We start from the raw sequence: 13,887 nt of genomic DNA on the forward strand, positions 1-13,887 counted from the left end.
GATGAGTAGCAAGCGTCAAAAATCAGCCGTGCCGGTCAACGGTAAAGTGGAAGCGCCGATTAGCAATTTGCCGCGGGACGAAGCGCCGGACGATCGTTATCCGGGGACCTTTTTCCGGGTGCCGGGCGTGCCAATGCCGGGTAAAACGACTTGGAGCTTAGCAAAATGATGTTCTTCTCGCCCTCCCGCATCGCTGCCACACCCGGCTTATGGCGGGATTGGCGGGAAGACGTGGCCTGCGTATTCGCTCGCGATCCCGCCGCCCGCGGTTGGTTGGAAGTCTTGTTGGCCTATCCCGGCGTGCACGCGGTATTGCTATACCGGGTCACTCACCGTTTATGGTTGGCCGACTGGAAGTTGACGGCCCGATTGTTGGCTGCGTTCGCCCGCTGGCTGACCAACGTCGATATCCATCCGGGCGCCACGATAGGTAAGCGCTTTTTCATCGATCATGGCGCTTGCGTCGTGATTGGCGAGACCGCCGAAATTGGTAACGACGTGACGATGTACCACGGCGTGACCTTGGGCGGTACCACTTGGAACAAGGAAAAACGCCACCCGACGCTCGGCGACAACGTACTAATTGGAGCCGGCGCCAAAATACTCGGCGCGATCACGCTCGGTAACAATGTCCGGGTGGGCGCCAACTCGGTGGTCATCAAGGACGTACCGGCCTGCTGTACCGTGATTGGGATTCCCGGCCGGATCATTCAGCAGAAAGGCGTCAAGATTCAAGATCCGCGCGGTATCGATCTGGATCACCACCTGGTCCCCGATCCGGTCGGTAAAGCGATCAATTGTCTGGTTGAGCGTTTGGACGAGCTGGAAAACAATCAGAAACGTTTCGTGGTGGCCGAGGAAACCTGCGGTAGTTGCGAGGCGGAAGGGGTTTGCCACGGCGAAGAATCGCCGGTCAAACTGCGAACCGCAGCGGGTGGCAAATAATGGATTTGTTACAGTTCGACGCTCAGGATTTGTATTACGAGCAGGATGACTCTCAGGAAGTGCAGGATTTGATCAAATATGCGTCCGAGCGCTATGCCAACGGCGATGCGGAGTTGCCGCTATTGCAAGCCTTCCTGAGGGCGCCCGAGTCATTGAACGTTTTGGTCTCGTTGAATCGTTTCTACTATTACCAGCACCGCTTGGCGGAAGCCTTGATCATTTCGGAGCGGGCGCTGGCCTTGATTCGGCCCGGCATCGATTTCCCGGAAGATTGGCGAGCACTGGAACGTAGCCATGTTACCGAAGCGCCTAAGGAATTATTGACCCGCGTTCGCTTCTACCTGTTTACGTTGAAGTCGATCGGATTTTTGAACATGCGCCTGGAAAATCTCGAGTTGAGCCGGGCCATATTCGAAAAACTGGTGGCCTTGGACGATAAGGACCGGATCGGCGCGCAAGGCTTGTTGGAATTGGTGGTGCGGCGCCAGGAAGCGGCCGAAGGTATTTTTCGGTTGCCGGACGTGTTCGGGTAAGCATAGCCCCCGCGACGGAAGTAAATAACCCTGGGCGATATTGTTTCGCTCACTCAACCTGAAGGTGAATGCCGTGATTAAACGAAAATCCGATCCGTTTTTAGCGCAGACCTCGACGATGTTATTGATTTTATTGGTCGTATACCTGACTGGCGCCAATGCGGCGCTGCCGGGTGTCGATTTCCCGTTATCGATGAGGTAATTCTGATGAGTTTTGAAGAAGAAATGGAAGAGATGGAAGCCGCCGAGGACTTCCTGGTGTATTTCGGGCTGGAATACGACGCGACCGTGGTTCACGTTAATCGGCTGCACATTTTGCAACGTTTCCACGATTATCTGAGCCAAGCCAAGAGCAGCATGCCGGAAGACGAAGACGCGATGCGGGAAGTGTATAAAAAACTATTGCAACGCGCTTATGGCGATTTCGTCGGCTCCGACGCGCAAACCGAGAAGGTTTTCAAAGTCTTCAAGATGATGGAACCGCAAACCGTATTCGTATCACTGGGCGATATAAAAACATGATAGAAGAACGCTTCGACGAAGAACGCTTCGAATTCGGCGAAGCCGTTCGGGTCACCCGTAACGTGCGCAACGATGGCACCTATCCCGGCATGGAAATCGGCGACTTGCTGATACGGCGGGGTAGTGTCGGCAACGTCATCGAAGTCGGCACTTTTTTGCAGGACCAGGTGATTTATACCGTGCATTTCCTGAACCACGGCCGCATGGTCGGTTGTCGGGCCGAAGAGTTGATCTCGGCAGACGCGGTTTGGAAGCCCAGTCGCTTCGAGTTTCGCGACAAGGTCAAATGCACGATAGACCTGGGCGTGCAAGGCAACGTCATCGCCGCCAAGGGTAGCGACGGCGAGATATTGAAGGTGCTGCGCGAAACCGAACCCTTGCAATACCACGTGCGCTTTCCCGGCCGAACCCTGCAAGTGCCGGAGAGCGTGTTGGAACCGGCCGATCCGAGCAAGTTCCGAGAACCGGAGGAGTAACGATGAACCAGACGGCGGACGTCAAAATAGAGCCCTATACTTTGCTGCGAGCGGCGTTGAACCTGTTCAAGAAAGCGCCGGCCGAACTTGAGCAACCACAGTTGAAGCAAGTCGAGATACAGGCCCGCAACGAATTCGAAATCGAGAACCGGGTGTTGAGCTCCGACGAGGCCACCGGGGTGGTGATTTCCGATATCGAACTGGAAAGGGCTTATCAGGACGTGCGTGGTCGTTTCGAGGACGAAGACGGTTTTATCGCGGCCTTGGAGGCCAATCATCTGGACGAACAGGCGTTGCGGAGCGCCTTACATCGGCAATGTCGGGTCAATACGGTACTTGAGCGCGTCGCGGCGCGGGCGCCGAAGGTTAACGAGGTCGAGATCGGTATTTTCTACCACTCGCATCCCGAGAAATTTCACAAACCCGAGCAACGCAAGGCTCGGCATATCGTGATCAGCATCAATCCGGATTTTCCGGAAAACACTCGGGAGAAAGCCCTGGAGCGGATGACCGAGGTACTCGAAACGCTGCATCGCAAGCCGCATAAATTCGCCGATCTGGCCTTGAAGCATTCGGAATGTCCGACCGCGATGCAAGGCGGAGAGCTGGGTACCGTGGCGGCCGGTGTGTTATATCCGGAACTCGACGCGGCCTTGTTCGCGCTTAAGGAAGGCGGCTTTAGCGATGTTGTCGAGACCGAAATGGGCTTTCACGTGATTCAATGCCTAAAAATCATCCCGGCGGAAACGCTGTCGTTGAAGAAAGCAACCCCAAAGATTCAGCAAATCATGCAGGATCGTTATCGCAGAAACTGCCAGCGCACTTGGTTGGCCAGTCTGCCCGCAATCAAGAGGAGTGTTTAACATGGTAAAAGAACCCAAGCATTGTTCGTTTTGCGGCATAGAAGCGTCAGCCTCGGTGCCTATGATCGCGGGCACCGAAGGTTACATCTGCGAAGCCTGTGTTACGTTGGCTAGCCAGGTGGTTTCCAGCTGGGGCAAGAAGAAGGAACTGGCCGACATGCAAGGCCCGTTGCCCAAGCCCAAAGAAATGAAAAAAATGCTCGATCAATACGTGATCGGGCAAGACTTGGCCAAGGAAATTCTGTCGGTCGCCGTTTACAACCACTACAAGCGCCTCAAGCACGAGACCAGCAAAACCGGCGGTTTGGGCGACGCTGATCCGAAAGTCGAAATCGGCAAGTCCAACATCTTGATGATAGGTCCGTCAGGCACCGGTAAAACCCTGTTGGCCAGTACCTTGGCGAAAATCGTCGGCGTGCCTTTCGCGGTGGCCGACGCGACGACGCTGACTCAGGCCGGTTATGTCGGCGACGACGTCGAAAACATCCTGGTACGTTTGCTGGACGTGGCCGACGGCCAGATCAGTAAGGCCGAGTGGGGTATCGTCTACATCGACGAAGTAGACAAGATCGCGCGCAGTCCCGAGCAAGCCTTCGGTACCCGCGACGTGTCCGGCGAAGGCGTGCAGCAAGCGCTGCTGCGTTTGGTGGAAGGCTCGCAAGTCAAGGTGCCGACCAAGGGCCGCCGTAAGGACCACAGCGGCAGCGATTCGGTGATGGTCGATACCAGCAATATTCTGTTCATCGCTGGCGGTGCGTTTCCCGGCTTGGAAAAGCACGTCGAAAAACGCTTGCAACCGCCGAAAACCGCGATCGGCTTCCACGCCGAAGTCAGCAATCCCGACGACAAGCCGACCCTGGAAGCGATGTTGAACGCCACCCAGCCGGACGATTTGAAACGTTTCGGTTTGATTCCGGAATTCATCGGCCGCTTCCCGGTTTTGGCGCCGCTGGAACCGCTGGACGTCGACGCGTTGATTCAGGTGTTGACCGAACCGAAAAACGCGCTGGTCAAGCAATATCAGCAATTGTTCGCCTTCGACGACGTCGAGTTGGAGCTGACCCAAGACGCCTTGGTGGAAATCGCCGAGAAAGCCATCGCCCGCAATACCGGGGCGCGCGGTTTACGCGGCATCATGGAACACGTCTTGCGTAAAACCATGTTCGAGTTGCCATCCAAGGATAACGTGACTCGCTGTATCGTCAATGCCGAAGTCATCCGCGGCGAAGCGGAAATTCAGGTGGTCGAGCGCGACAATCCGGACGAACCCGATTTGCAACGCTCGTCGGCGGGCTAACCGCCAAGGACGCCGGCCACTTGGCCGGCGTCCTTATTCCCAATTCAATCAGGCTTAATTTATGAGCACTCAAACCACCAAAGAAAAGATCTTGCAACAATTGGCCGAAAACCCGGTGATTATTTATATGAAAGGCGTGCCCAGCGCGCCCGAATGCGGTTTTTCGGCGAAAGCGGTCGGTATCTTGAATGAAACCAAGGTGCCGTTTACCTACGTTAACGTGATGAAAGCGCCGTTCATTCGCGAGCGTTTGCCTTCGGTCTCGAAATGGCCGACCTTTCCGCAGTTATTCATCAACGGCGAACTGATCGGTGGGGCCGACATCGTGGAATCGATGTACAACGACGGCAGCTTGCTACCGTTGCTGCAAGCGGCGGTGACACCGGCCGATCCGGTTGCCGCCAGCCAAACCATTACCCATTCCGAAGTCGAAGCCTTGATTCTGAGCGCCTATCCCGGCGCCAAAATCGAAATCGAGGGCCAGGGCTGCGACTTGGGTATCGTCGTCGTCAGCGAACTGTTTGCCGGGCAGACTATGATTAAGCAACATCAAGGCGTCATGGAAACCCTGAGCGAACCGTTGGCTTCCGGCCGTCTGCACGCGGTGACGCTGAAGACGTTTACGCCGGAACAACAAGCCGCGCAGCAACCGGCCGCCAATCCGGGCTTGCTGCAAATTCAACTCTAATTTCGTCAACAAGGAGTAAACCATATGGCAAAAGTAGGCATTTTCTTTGGAACCGATACCGGCAACACCCGCAAGTTTGCCAAGCAAATCTCCAGCAAGCTGGGCGACGTCGCGGACAAGCCGGTCAACATTAACAAAGCTTCGGTCGATGACCTGCTGGCTTACGATGTATTGATCCTGGGCTCGCCAACCTATGGCGAAGGCGAATTGCCGGGCATGAGCGCGGGTCACGACAACGAAAGCTGGGAAGAATTTCTACCGACCGTCACCGGCGCGGATTTCAGCGGCAAAACCGTTGCGCTGTACGGCTTGGGCGACCAGGAAGGCTATCCCGGCCACTTCGTCGATGCTCTGGGCTTTTTGTACGATGCGTTCGCCGACGCCGGCGCCAACATCGTAGGCTTTACCAGTACCGAAGGTTACGAGTTTAAAAAATCCAAAGCGTTGATGGGCGACCAGTTCGTCGGTTTGGCGCTGGACGAAGACAATCAAAAAGAGTTGAGCGAAGGTCGTCTGACCGCTTGGCTGGATTCGATTTCTTCCGCCTGGGCATAACGGCCCATGATCGAAGAACAGGCTGTGGTGACCCGAGTCGGCCTTGATGGACGGCCTTGGATCAAAAGCCTGCAAACCAGTGCCTGCGGCGCCTGTCTGCAAAAGCAGTCGTGCGGTACCGCAACGCTGGCAAAAGTATTACCCAAGCGTGAATTCGCCGTCGATTCCGAACTGGCCCTGCAAGCCGGAGATCGGGTCGTCGTCGCGATCGATGACAGTCATTTGGTGTTGACTTCGCTGTTACTGTATTTACTACCGCTATTGCTGATGTTCGGGGGGCTAGGGCTGGCGCAATGGCTAATACCGGCCGCGCTGATCGATGTTTGGTTACCGGAAATTGCCCTGTCCACGCTCTTGCTTGGTTTCTGGCTGATACACCGCGCGCAAAATCTGTTGTTGCTGCAACTCTGTTTTCGACCTCAAATTATCCGCAAATTGGCGGCCGAAGCCTGATCGTTGGCTTACCTCTCGATTTCCTACCCTCGCTCCGAAAATCTTGGCATTTTGCCTTTTCGGGTAAACGGCATGCCAACGGCCGGGCGCTCGAATATTAATCTGCGCGTCATCCTACTCCTTGAACTCGTTGGATTTAGATCAATTCAAGTTGGAATGATCGATAGTCGCCGGATTTATAAGGCGTTCTATCGTGCAAAGCCAAGTTGGCGAAGGCGTACCGCTCAAGATCGGTGAAAAGCGCTTTGCAAGCGCCTCGCGTTCATGTGCCGACTGTTGAAAATTGTCGCGGGCGCGACAAATCCATGGGCAAATTGTTGTGTTGTTGGACACCGCACTCGAATTCGACGCCGGATTTCTGGACGAAATCGGTTAAAACCCTGTATATAAGCGGGTTTTATCGTCTTGATTTTGATGGCACCTAAATTGCTTAACAGAGGCTTGAAAGTCCCGGATTTTCAGCGTTGCGGCGGACGAGGGACGCGGTTCGTCGTCGGTGTAAGCTCAGTTGTAGAGGTGATGAAATGATCGAAGTGTTGATGGTATCCCTGGTAATGCTGGTGGTGGCGGTTTGCGCGTTTGCGCCGCTGGGCTGCACGATATTCGCGCAATCCAAAACGGCGGTAGCGGCGAAAGCCAAGGTCAGCGAGTCCGTGACGGAGTTTTCCGGTATTTTGGTACCGGAAGATTCGGTTTTAAAACGCCATTTTCTGGCACAGTTGCAAGCCGAAATTGAAGCGACGCTGTTTCCGCGTCCAACCGATTCGATGCTGCAACGCCACTATGACGCTTTGGTCGCGTCGGAGTTGGAAAGCCGTTTGGCCGGTGGCCGTTAAACGCCACGGTTAGGCGGAGAAAAGGGTCGCCGGCTTTGCCGCGCGGCCCTTTTTTTGTGTGGATGGCTCGCTTTACCGGGGTGTTACCTAATGCTTTCTAAAGGTCTTTTAAGCATACGGTATGACGGAAAGCGGTTTTTAGTAGAGCTAACATAGTTTCGGTGAATTGTCGTTGCTCGGGGTCATGACCGTGAGTTACGGAAAACACTCTTCAATGGATCAACCCGTGTCGCATATCCAATCGCGCCGGGCGGGCTGGCGCGAGTCTCGCGGCTAGGATGCGTCCATCTTGTAACCGAAGCCGCGCACGGTCTTCAACAGTTTGGGTTCGTAGTCGTCGTCGATTTTTCGGCGCAATTGCCGGATATAGACGTCCACGACATTGGTTAGCGGGTCGGCGCTGTATCCCCAAACTTGTTCGAGAATCCGGGTACGGCTCAGTACCTTGCCCGGCATGCGCATAAAGCATTCCAACAATGCAAATTCCTTGGGCGTCAGCTCGATCGGGCTGTCGCCGCGGCGGACTTCGTGAGTCTCGCCGTTCAGCGTCAGATCGGCGATGCGCAATTCCTTGGCATCCACTTTCAATTCGCCGCCGCGTCGCCGCATCAAGGCCTCGATGCGGGCTAATAATTCTTCAAAAGCGAAGGGCTTGGTCATGTAATCGTCGGCGCCAGCGCGCAGGCCGGTGACTTTATCCTGTACGGTATCCTTGGCGGTTAGCATCAAAATCGGCGTTTCGACGCCGTTTTCGCGCAGCCGTTCGCAAACTTCGCGGCCGTTCATGTCGGGTAGGCCCAGGTCGAGAATAATGACTTGAAAGCCGCCTTCGGCGGCCAGCAATATCGCTTCCTGGCCGCCGCCGGCCCGCTCCACCGCATAGCCTTCCGCTTTCAAGCCGCGCTGCACGAAGTCGACGATGCGCTTGTCGTCTTCGACCAGTAGGATTCGCATATAGCCGTTTTCGGGGGAGGGGGTATATTGGTTTTTTTCGTTCATGGCTAGCCAGTTGGGGATTGCTTGGACAAGGGAAGAGCGATCGTAAACGTAGAACCGGCGCTCTCGGTACTGCTGACCGAGATCCGTCCGCCGTGGGCCTTCAATATCGACTTCGCCATCGGCAGGCCTAGGCCGGTGCCGTCGTCGCGGGAGTGTAACGCGTTTTCGCTACGAAAGTGGCGGTCGAAGATGCGCTCGAGGTCGCCGGCCGGAATGCCGATGCCTTGGTCGCTGAGACTAAACACCGCTTCGCCGTTTTCGACCACTAGCGCGGCGGCGATATGGCCGTCGGGATTGGAATAGCGGCAGGCGTTGTCGCCGAGGATGAACAACACCTGACGCAGGCGTTGTTTGTCGCCGCGGACCCATACGGGGTGATCGGGCAGGTGCAGGGATACCGACAAGGCATTCTCCTCGGCCATGACTTTAAAATCCTCGATGGCGCCGCCGATCAATTCGGCGAAGTCCAGCCCATCCCATTCGAACTGCATCATCGTGGTTTCGGCGCGCGCCATGAATAGCAAATCGTTGACGTATTTACCCAGTTGTTCGGACAGTTCGACGATGCGGTGCAGCGCGTCTTGGTACTCTTCGGGATCGCGTTCGCGGCCGCGCAGCGTGACTTCGGCCTCGCCGCGGATTACCGTGATCGGCGTGCGCAGTTCGTGGGAGATGTCGGCGAAGAATTCGCGGCGGGCGTTGTCCAGTCTTTGCAACTCTTCGTTCAGTTGGCGCAACTCTTGGGTTCGTTCGGCGACGCGGCGTTCCAGCACGGATCGGCCCTTGCGCAATTTTTCCTGCTGGCGTTCGAGTTCCTGGGCCATTTGGTTGAAATGCTTGGCCAGATAGGCAAATTCGTCGCCGCTGTCCAGCGCCAGCCGATAGCGCAGATTCCCGGAGGCAATTTCGTTGGTGCCGGCCATCAAGGCTTCCAACGGCTTGCGCAAACCGCGCATCAAGTAAAGGCCGGACGTCAGGCTGAAAGCGGCGGCCAGCAGGGCGCTGCCGATCGCCAGCCAGCGCGAGCGTTTGACCAGCGCTTCCAATTCCTCGCGGGCCTTGTCGGCCTTGGCGCGCTCCGCATTGATCGCGACATCTATCAAGGGTTGAAATTTGCCGTCGATTTCCTCTTCCGAAAATTTGGACAGCAACTGGGTGGCTTTTTCGCGTTTACCTTGTTGGCGCAAGCGCTCTACTTCGTCGAAACGGTATTTGCTGGCGTCCAAGAATGCGGTGAAATGGGCGACTCGCTCTAGCTCCGCGGATTTCCCGGACCAATCCGCCCGGTCCTCCGCCGAGGGTTGGACCGCCGTCGCGCGTAACGCGGAAACCGCGTCGTAAAGGTGCTGCTTGGAAGTGTCGACGCCGGCTTGGGCGGCCGGGCTGTCGGTAATCAGACGGTCCAGCCGTTCTTTAAAATGCCGGTAAGCTTCCAGCGATAGGCGCTGATAATGGTCGAAGGCTTCGTAAGCGCGCTGGCTGCGTTGGAAATAACCGGCGACCTGATTCGTTTCCCAGAACATCGTGCCGCCCATGGTTAGCACGAAGCCGAACGAGATGGCGATGACCAGCGTCAGGCGGCGGCGAAACATGGCGGTTTATTTGGCGTCGCCGCCGCTCTCGTCGAGTTGCTTTTCCATGGAGCGAATGGCTTCCAGTTTTTCCCTCAATAAACGGGTCTCGTCGGTTTTCGGCGTTCCGACATCGCTCCTTTCCTTCGCTTCCGCCGGTTGGGCGGTTCGTTGTTTGCGTTCCAGGTTGCCGAGTTTTTTCGAATAACCTTGAATTTGCTTCAACGTCGCGGTTTGGGTGGCTACGAATTGCTTCATCGCTTCGTCCGGCAAGGCCGCCGGCGGCAGGTTACCGACGTCGTCAAGGATTTTCGCAATATCGCCGCAGGTGTCGGAAAAGACCCGGCCAACCAGAATTTGCAGCCGGTTGGTCAAATTCGGCGCCTCCTTGTTTTGTTTGACCAGTGCTTTGCATTGCTCGGCGCGAGCCGCTGGGGTCAGTTCGGCGGTTTTCGCGGCGAACGCGAGCAGCCGGTCGAATTCGCTGGCTACTTTCGGCGGTGTGTAGCATTCTGGCGTAGGCGGGCTGGGCTGGGGTTCCATTTGGGCGCAGCCGGTTAAAAGCGCGACACTCAGAACGGCGAGTTTGGATTTCATCATCGGGTTGTTACACGGGTTAAACGGCGATTTTACCGGTTCTAGTCGAGCATCGGTAGCGATAGTCGAAAGCGGTTGCCGTGCAGGCCGGGTTCGCCGTCCACCCAGGCCAATTTGCCCTGGTGGTTGGCGATATAGGTTTTGACGGTTTCCAGATTCAGTTCGGCCATATCGCCGAAAGAGCCGGCCGGAAACCGGAAAAACGGTTCCAGGATCGCGCTGCGTAGCGCCGGATTGATGGCGGGGCCCTCGTCTTCGATTTCCAGCTCCAATTCGGTATCCTGGAGACGTAAGCGCAACGTGATTTCGCTGTCTTCCGGCGCGTGAGCCCAGGCTAGCAGCAACAACTGTTCGACGATCAGGTGCAGTTGGTCGGCAACGCCGGAAATGACCGCCGGTTGGGTCTGTTTCTTCAAATGCAGCGACTTGGCGCGTAACTTGGCGCGCAGTCCGCTGATTACTTCGTCGATCAAGTTTTCCAGGTCGATCAAGTCTTTTTCTTCCGGCTCCTGGCTGAATTGGCTGTCGTTTAGCTGTCGCAGGCAGTCGTCGTACAGTGCTTGCAGGTCGGCGACCGCGTCGTGCAGGTTACTCGGATCGCCGCCATGGCCGAGCGAGTGTAGGCCGATCTTTAACGCGGCCAGCGGGGTGGCGATCTGTCGGGTCATGCCGGCCATGGTTTGATGTTTGGCGTATTCCAGTTCGTGCAGGCGGTTTCTCAGCCATTCCAGGCGATTCCCGAGTTGTCGCCAATCTTCCAGGCCGTCCAGCAGTATCGGCTCGGCCAGACCGCCGCTCAGGCCGCGTACCGCGCGTTCCAATTGGCGGATGGCACGCATTTGCACATAGACCAATCCGATCACCAGCAAGGCGGAAATCGCCGCTAGCAAGCCGCCCTTGATCATGACATCCCGTTCCAGCGCGGCCGATTGGCGGTTCAATTGCCGAAAGCGCTGATCCACGTAGGTTTCAAAATCCCTGGACAGGGTGGCGGCCGATTCACGCAAGCTTTGAAAGGCTTCATCCAACGGAAGCTTGATATCGTCTTCGCTGGCCGAGCCGATGATTTGCTGATAAATCAAGACTTCTTTCTCGGCCAGTTCGTTGGCCAGCAGCGCGATACGATTGTCCACCCGCAGTTTCAATAGTTCGTTCAACGCTTGCTTAAACGTGGTTCGGGTGGCTTCGTAGGACTCGCGCTCGTAGGGTTGGCGCAGCGCCGGATCGGACAGCAAAACGAACAAGCGTGCCTTGCGCTCCACGTCCGAGGTCTTTTGCAGCACCAGCCGAATGTTTTGGGTTTGCTCGAATATTCGGGTATTCAATTCTCTGCCCAATGCCGAGGCCTCGCGCATCGTGGCCGCCGAATGAACAGCGGCAACGAACAGCGGGATTGCGGTCGCGACGAAGCCCAGCGCGGTCAGGGCCTTGAAAGAAATCAGTTTTTTAAAGTTCATCCTAACGTCGCCGCCTTGGTCATAATGCAATAGTAGTGGGAATTCCGGAATTCGGTAGGTTCGCGCCCGCCTGCTTGCCGCGAAATGGATGGGATAATGCCGGGTGGCCTTCATTTAATTTTAATCAAAACTTCAGGGTTAATCTCATCTGGATGGGCTAATCTCTGGTCCCGTATACGCTCGAAAAAGTACCAGCATAAGAGAAACAATGGCTTAGGCGTGGTATCTGGATTGTTTTTCATAAGCTCTCGAGTTCACTGGCAAGGGCGCTAACGAGGCAAGCCGCGAGGCAGGGTTCAGCCCCGCGATGATCGAAATCCTACACTGGCTCCCAAAGTAAACTGGGAGTGCGGTCACTGAAATTTAAAGGAGTATTCACTTGGTTTTCCAGCAGCACACCTTCGATAGTTGTTTCGAGGTCGTTTTGGCAGATACCCCCGAGAGCCAGCGTATTCATTACAATCTGAGGTACCAAGTCTATTGCGACGAAATGGGCTACGAAGATAAATCGCGTTTTCCGGACAAAATGGAGTACGACGAATGGGACCATCATTCGGTGCATTTTTTGGTGCGCGATAAACTCTCCAAGCAATGGTTGGGCGGATTGCGTTTGGTATACCCGCAGTGCTTCGAGTTTCCGTTCGAGCACAAATGCAACGATGTCGCGCCGATTTCGGAAGAGCAATATCTGCAGGCGGTGGAGATCTCCCGCTTATGCGTGATCAAGCAGGCCCGTCGCGTGGCTCAGCCGGGCAGCGAGGATTTGGGCGGCAACGTCACGATGTTGCGGGCTTACCGTCAACAGAGTAAAAGCCTGATGTGGGGTTTGTACCGGGCGGCCGTGCTGTATTGCGCCCGTAACGGCGTCAAGCATTGGTTTATTCTGGTGTCGCCATCCTTGGCTCACGCGGTAAAAAAAGAAGGCTTCCAGATGACGCAAGCCGGCAATCCTTGTGAGTTCCGCGGCCAGCGCATACCTTATATACTGGACGTCGATCAAATTCTGGCGAATCCGTTCTGGCTGACCGATTACCGAAACGAATATCTGCGGTTTTCCCAACTCGACCGCGTCGCGCCGGCGGCGCTCAAAGCGACGGCGTCAGGTCGCTCGCAGTTCGGATCAGTTCGCTGAGTTCGCGGATCAGCGCGTCCCTGGCGCTGGTCTTGCGCCAAACCAGGCCTATCGTTCGATTCGGTGCCGGCGGCTGAAACGGTAGATAGCGAAGCCCGGCCTCGGCGCGCGCCGCGATGCGCGGCACCAAGGTAATGCCGGTTCCGGCTCTGACCATCTGTCGCAAGGTTTCCAGGCTGGTGGCGCGTACGTCCTGCTCCTCGTCCGCGCCAACCGTCCGACAGACTTGCAGGGCGTGGCCGCGCAAGCAATGGCCTTCGTCCAGCAGCAACAAGTGTTCGCCGCTTAAATCGTCCGCCGCGACCGGCGCTTTATCGATCAACGGGTGGCTGTCGTGTACCGCCAATAAAAACTCGTCGTCGAACAAGGCCTGGCTATTCAGAAAATCCTCATAAATCGGCATTGCCAGCAACGCGCAGTCCAATTGCCCGCCACGCAGTTGTTGCAACAGCTGTTCGGATTTTTCCTCGACCAGTATCAAGCGTATGCGCGGTAACGCGTGTTTGATCAGCGGTACCAGTTGTGGAAACAAATAGCTGGCCAACGTCGGAAACGCGCCCAAGCGCAGATTGCCGGACAGCGGGTCTTGAGCGGTGGCGGCCAATTCCTTGATGTTGGCTTGTTCCTTCAGGATGCGTCGGGCCGAGGCGATGATTTGCTCGCCGAGTTCGGTCGGCAATACCTTTTTATTGGTGCGTTCGAAAATTTGTATACCCAATTCGTCTTCGAGCTTTTTGATTTGAGTGCTCAAGGTCGGTTGGCTGATGAAACAGCGTTCGGCGGCTTGGCCGAAACTGCGCAAATCGGCGACGGCAATCAGATATTGCAAGTCACGTAGATTCATCGCGTGCGATCGGAGGGGCGGGAGTTTTTAAACGGCATGGTGGTTACTATAACCTATCCCTTTGAATGGGTAGCTGCTCTCGGTAGCCCGCATGGTTTGTTGACCTCCTGATTGGATGC

General features: G+C 56.0%; 18 protein-coding genes. 13 read left to right on the forward strand and 5 right to left on the reverse strand.

Annotation, left to right across the window (positions count from 1 at the left end):
- The first annotated feature begins 1 nt into the window (after window position 1).
- The 12 genes from ACQE3E_RS02660 (at window position 2) to ACQE3E_RS02715 (ending at window position 7,168) form a co-directional block, all read left to right on the forward strand.
- Entirely contained in the window at window positions 2-169 is a 168-nt protein-coding gene (locus ACQE3E_RS02660; protein WP_168029904.1) for a hypothetical protein, read from the forward strand.
- Window positions 166-945 (forward strand): serine O-acetyltransferase, encoded by a 780-nt coding sequence (cysE, locus tag ACQE3E_RS02665; RefSeq protein ID WP_064031295.1) that lies wholly within the window; start codon window positions 166-168, stop codon window positions 943-945. Before ACQE3E_RS02660 ends, cysE begins: the two co-directional genes overlap by 4 nt.
- Complete coding sequence (locus ACQE3E_RS02670) at window positions 945-1,478, forward strand: hypothetical protein (RefSeq protein WP_064031294.1); 534 nt, start codon at window positions 945-947, stop codon at window positions 1,476-1,478. Before cysE ends, ACQE3E_RS02670 begins: the two co-directional genes overlap by 1 nt.
- 73 nt (window positions 1,479-1,551) lie before the next feature.
- Window positions 1,552-1,680 carry a hypothetical protein gene (locus tag ACQE3E_RS02675; protein WP_269454770.1) on the forward strand — a complete coding sequence of 43 codons (129 nt, stop codon included), beginning with the start codon at window positions 1,552-1,554 and terminating at the stop codon, window positions 1,678-1,680.
- 5 nt (window positions 1,681-1,685) lie between these two features.
- Window positions 1,686-2,000 carry a nitrogenase-stabilizing/protective protein NifW gene (nifW, locus tag ACQE3E_RS02680; RefSeq protein ID WP_064031293.1) on the forward strand — a complete coding sequence of 105 codons (315 nt, stop codon included), beginning with the start codon at window positions 1,686-1,688 and terminating at the stop codon, window positions 1,998-2,000.
- Window positions 1,997-2,476 (forward strand): nitrogen fixation protein NifZ, encoded by a 480-nt coding sequence (locus tag ACQE3E_RS02685; RefSeq protein WP_064031292.1) that lies wholly within the window; start codon window positions 1,997-1,999, stop codon window positions 2,474-2,476. Before nifW ends, ACQE3E_RS02685 begins: the two co-directional genes overlap by 4 nt.
- A 2-nt stretch (window positions 2,477-2,478) precedes the next feature.
- Window positions 2,479-3,339, forward strand: coding sequence for a nitrogen fixation protein NifM (gene nifM / locus ACQE3E_RS02690; RefSeq protein ID WP_313729172.1), 861 nt, complete (start codon window positions 2,479-2,481; stop codon window positions 3,337-3,339).
- A gap of 1 nt (window position 3,340) precedes the next feature.
- The gene (gene clpX / locus ACQE3E_RS02695; RefSeq protein WP_064031290.1) at window positions 3,341-4,636 is read left to right on the forward strand and encodes an ATP-dependent Clp protease ATP-binding subunit ClpX; all 1,296 of its coding nucleotides are present in this window, start codon (window positions 3,341-3,343) and stop codon (window positions 4,634-4,636) included.
- 61 nt (window positions 4,637-4,697) lie between these two features.
- The gene (gene grxD / locus ACQE3E_RS02700; protein WP_064031289.1) at window positions 4,698-5,324 is read left to right on the forward strand and encodes a Grx4 family monothiol glutaredoxin; all 627 of its coding nucleotides are present in this window, start codon (window positions 4,698-4,700) and stop codon (window positions 5,322-5,324) included.
- Between the two features lie 24 nt (window positions 5,325-5,348).
- Window positions 5,349-5,879, forward strand: a complete 531-nt coding sequence (locus ACQE3E_RS02705; protein WP_064031288.1) for a flavodoxin — start codon at window positions 5,349-5,351, stop codon at window positions 5,877-5,879.
- A gap of 6 nt (window positions 5,880-5,885) precedes the next feature.
- Window positions 5,886-6,332: a SoxR reducing system RseC family protein gene (locus tag ACQE3E_RS02710; RefSeq protein ID WP_168029906.1), complete on the forward strand. Its 447-nt coding sequence runs from the start codon at window positions 5,886-5,888 to the stop codon at window positions 6,330-6,332.
- A gap of 524 nt (window positions 6,333-6,856) precedes the next feature.
- Window positions 6,857-7,168: a hypothetical protein gene (locus ACQE3E_RS02715; protein WP_064031286.1), complete on the forward strand. Its 312-nt coding sequence runs from the start codon at window positions 6,857-6,859 to the stop codon at window positions 7,166-7,168.
- A 273-nt stretch (window positions 7,169-7,441) separates the two neighbouring features.
- Here the strand turns inward: ACQE3E_RS02715 and ACQE3E_RS02720 are convergent, their stop codons facing one another.
- From ACQE3E_RS02720 to ACQE3E_RS02735, 4 genes are read right to left on the reverse strand one after another with little or no spacing between them, the layout of a single operon-like run.
- Window positions 7,442-8,122, reverse strand: a complete 681-nt coding sequence (locus tag ACQE3E_RS02720) for a response regulator transcription factor (protein ID WP_168029910.1) — start codon at window positions 8,120-8,122, stop codon at window positions 7,442-7,444.
- Between the two features lie 47 nt (window positions 8,123-8,169).
- Entirely contained in the window at window positions 8,170-9,759 is a 1,590-nt protein-coding gene (locus tag ACQE3E_RS02725) for a sensor histidine kinase (protein ID WP_313729168.1), read from the reverse strand.
- Between the two features lie 6 nt (window positions 9,760-9,765).
- A complete protein-coding gene (locus tag ACQE3E_RS02730; RefSeq protein ID WP_313729167.1) occupies window positions 9,766-10,338 on the reverse strand; it encodes a hypothetical protein in 573 nt (190 codons plus the stop codon).
- Window positions 10,339-10,376: 38 nt separating this feature from the next.
- On the reverse strand, window positions 10,377-11,792 hold the full coding sequence (locus ACQE3E_RS02735; protein ID WP_313729166.1) for a sensor histidine kinase: 1,416 nt from the start codon (window positions 11,790-11,792) through the stop codon (window positions 10,377-10,379).
- A gap of 379 nt (window positions 11,793-12,171) precedes the next feature.
- Here ACQE3E_RS02735 and ACQE3E_RS02740 point away from each other — a divergent pair, with 379 nt between their 5' ends.
- Entirely contained in the window at window positions 12,172-12,924 is a 753-nt protein-coding gene (locus ACQE3E_RS02740; RefSeq protein WP_064031284.1) for a PEP-CTERM/exosortase system-associated acyltransferase, read from the forward strand.
- Here ACQE3E_RS02740 and ACQE3E_RS02745 read toward each other — a convergent pair.
- Window positions 12,878-13,768, reverse strand: a complete 891-nt coding sequence (locus ACQE3E_RS02745) for a LysR substrate-binding domain-containing protein (RefSeq protein WP_313729165.1) — start codon at window positions 13,766-13,768, stop codon at window positions 12,878-12,880. The genes ACQE3E_RS02740 and ACQE3E_RS02745 overlap by 47 nt on opposite strands.
- Window positions 13,769-13,887: the final 119 nt, after the last annotated feature.

It is taken from the genome of Methylomonas sp. MED-D (genome assembly GCF_050276835.1).
In the GTDB taxonomy this organism is placed as follows: Bacteria; Pseudomonadota; Gammaproteobacteria; order Methylococcales; family Methylomonadaceae; genus Methylomonas; species Methylomonas koyamae_A.

Excerpts from the sequence above, each read along its gene's own strand:
- ACQE3E_RS02685 (WP_064031292.1), top strand. The coding sequence starts at position 1,997 with ATGATAGAAGAACGCTTCGACGAAGAACGCTTCGAATTCGGCGAAGCC.
- cysE (WP_064031295.1), top strand. The coding sequence starts at position 166 with ATGATGTTCTTCTCGCCCTCCCGCATCGCTGCCACACCCGGCTTATGG.
- nifM (WP_313729172.1), top strand. The coding sequence starts at position 2,479 with ATGAACCAGACGGCGGACGTCAAAATAGAGCCCTATACTTTGCTGCGA.
- ACQE3E_RS02715 (WP_064031286.1), top strand. The coding sequence starts at position 6,857 with ATGATCGAAGTGTTGATGGTATCCCTGGTAATGCTGGTGGTGGCGGTT.
- ACQE3E_RS02745 (WP_313729165.1), bottom strand. The coding sequence starts at position 13,768 with ATGAATCTACGTGACTTGCAATATCTGATTGCCGTCGCCGATTTGCGC.
- grxD (WP_064031289.1), top strand. The coding sequence starts at position 4,698 with ATGAGCACTCAAACCACCAAAGAAAAGATCTTGCAACAATTGGCCGAA.
- ACQE3E_RS02720 (WP_168029910.1), bottom strand. The coding sequence starts at position 8,122 with ATGCGAATCCTACTGGTCGAAGACGACAAGCGCATCGTCGACTTCGTG.
- ACQE3E_RS02730 (WP_313729167.1), bottom strand. The coding sequence starts at position 10,338 with ATGATGAAATCCAAACTCGCCGTTCTGAGTGTCGCGCTTTTAACCGGC.
- clpX (WP_064031290.1), top strand. The coding sequence starts at position 3,341 with ATGGTAAAAGAACCCAAGCATTGTTCGTTTTGCGGCATAGAAGCGTCA.
- ACQE3E_RS02735 (WP_313729166.1), bottom strand. The coding sequence starts at position 11,792 with ATGAACTTTAAAAAACTGATTTCTTTCAAGGCCCTGACCGCGCTGGGC.
- ACQE3E_RS02725 (WP_313729168.1), bottom strand. The coding sequence starts at position 9,759 with ATGTTTCGCCGCCGCCTGACGCTGGTCATCGCCATCTCGTTCGGCTTC.
- ACQE3E_RS02705 (WP_064031288.1), top strand. The coding sequence starts at position 5,349 with ATGGCAAAAGTAGGCATTTTCTTTGGAACCGATACCGGCAACACCCGC.
- ACQE3E_RS02710 (WP_168029906.1), top strand. The coding sequence starts at position 5,886 with ATGATCGAAGAACAGGCTGTGGTGACCCGAGTCGGCCTTGATGGACGG.
- nifW (WP_064031293.1), top strand. The coding sequence starts at position 1,686 with ATGAGTTTTGAAGAAGAAATGGAAGAGATGGAAGCCGCCGAGGACTTC.
- ACQE3E_RS02670 (WP_064031294.1), top strand. The coding sequence starts at position 945 with ATGGATTTGTTACAGTTCGACGCTCAGGATTTGTATTACGAGCAGGAT.
- ACQE3E_RS02660 (WP_168029904.1), top strand. The coding sequence starts at position 2 with ATGAGTAGCAAGCGTCAAAAATCAGCCGTGCCGGTCAACGGTAAAGTG.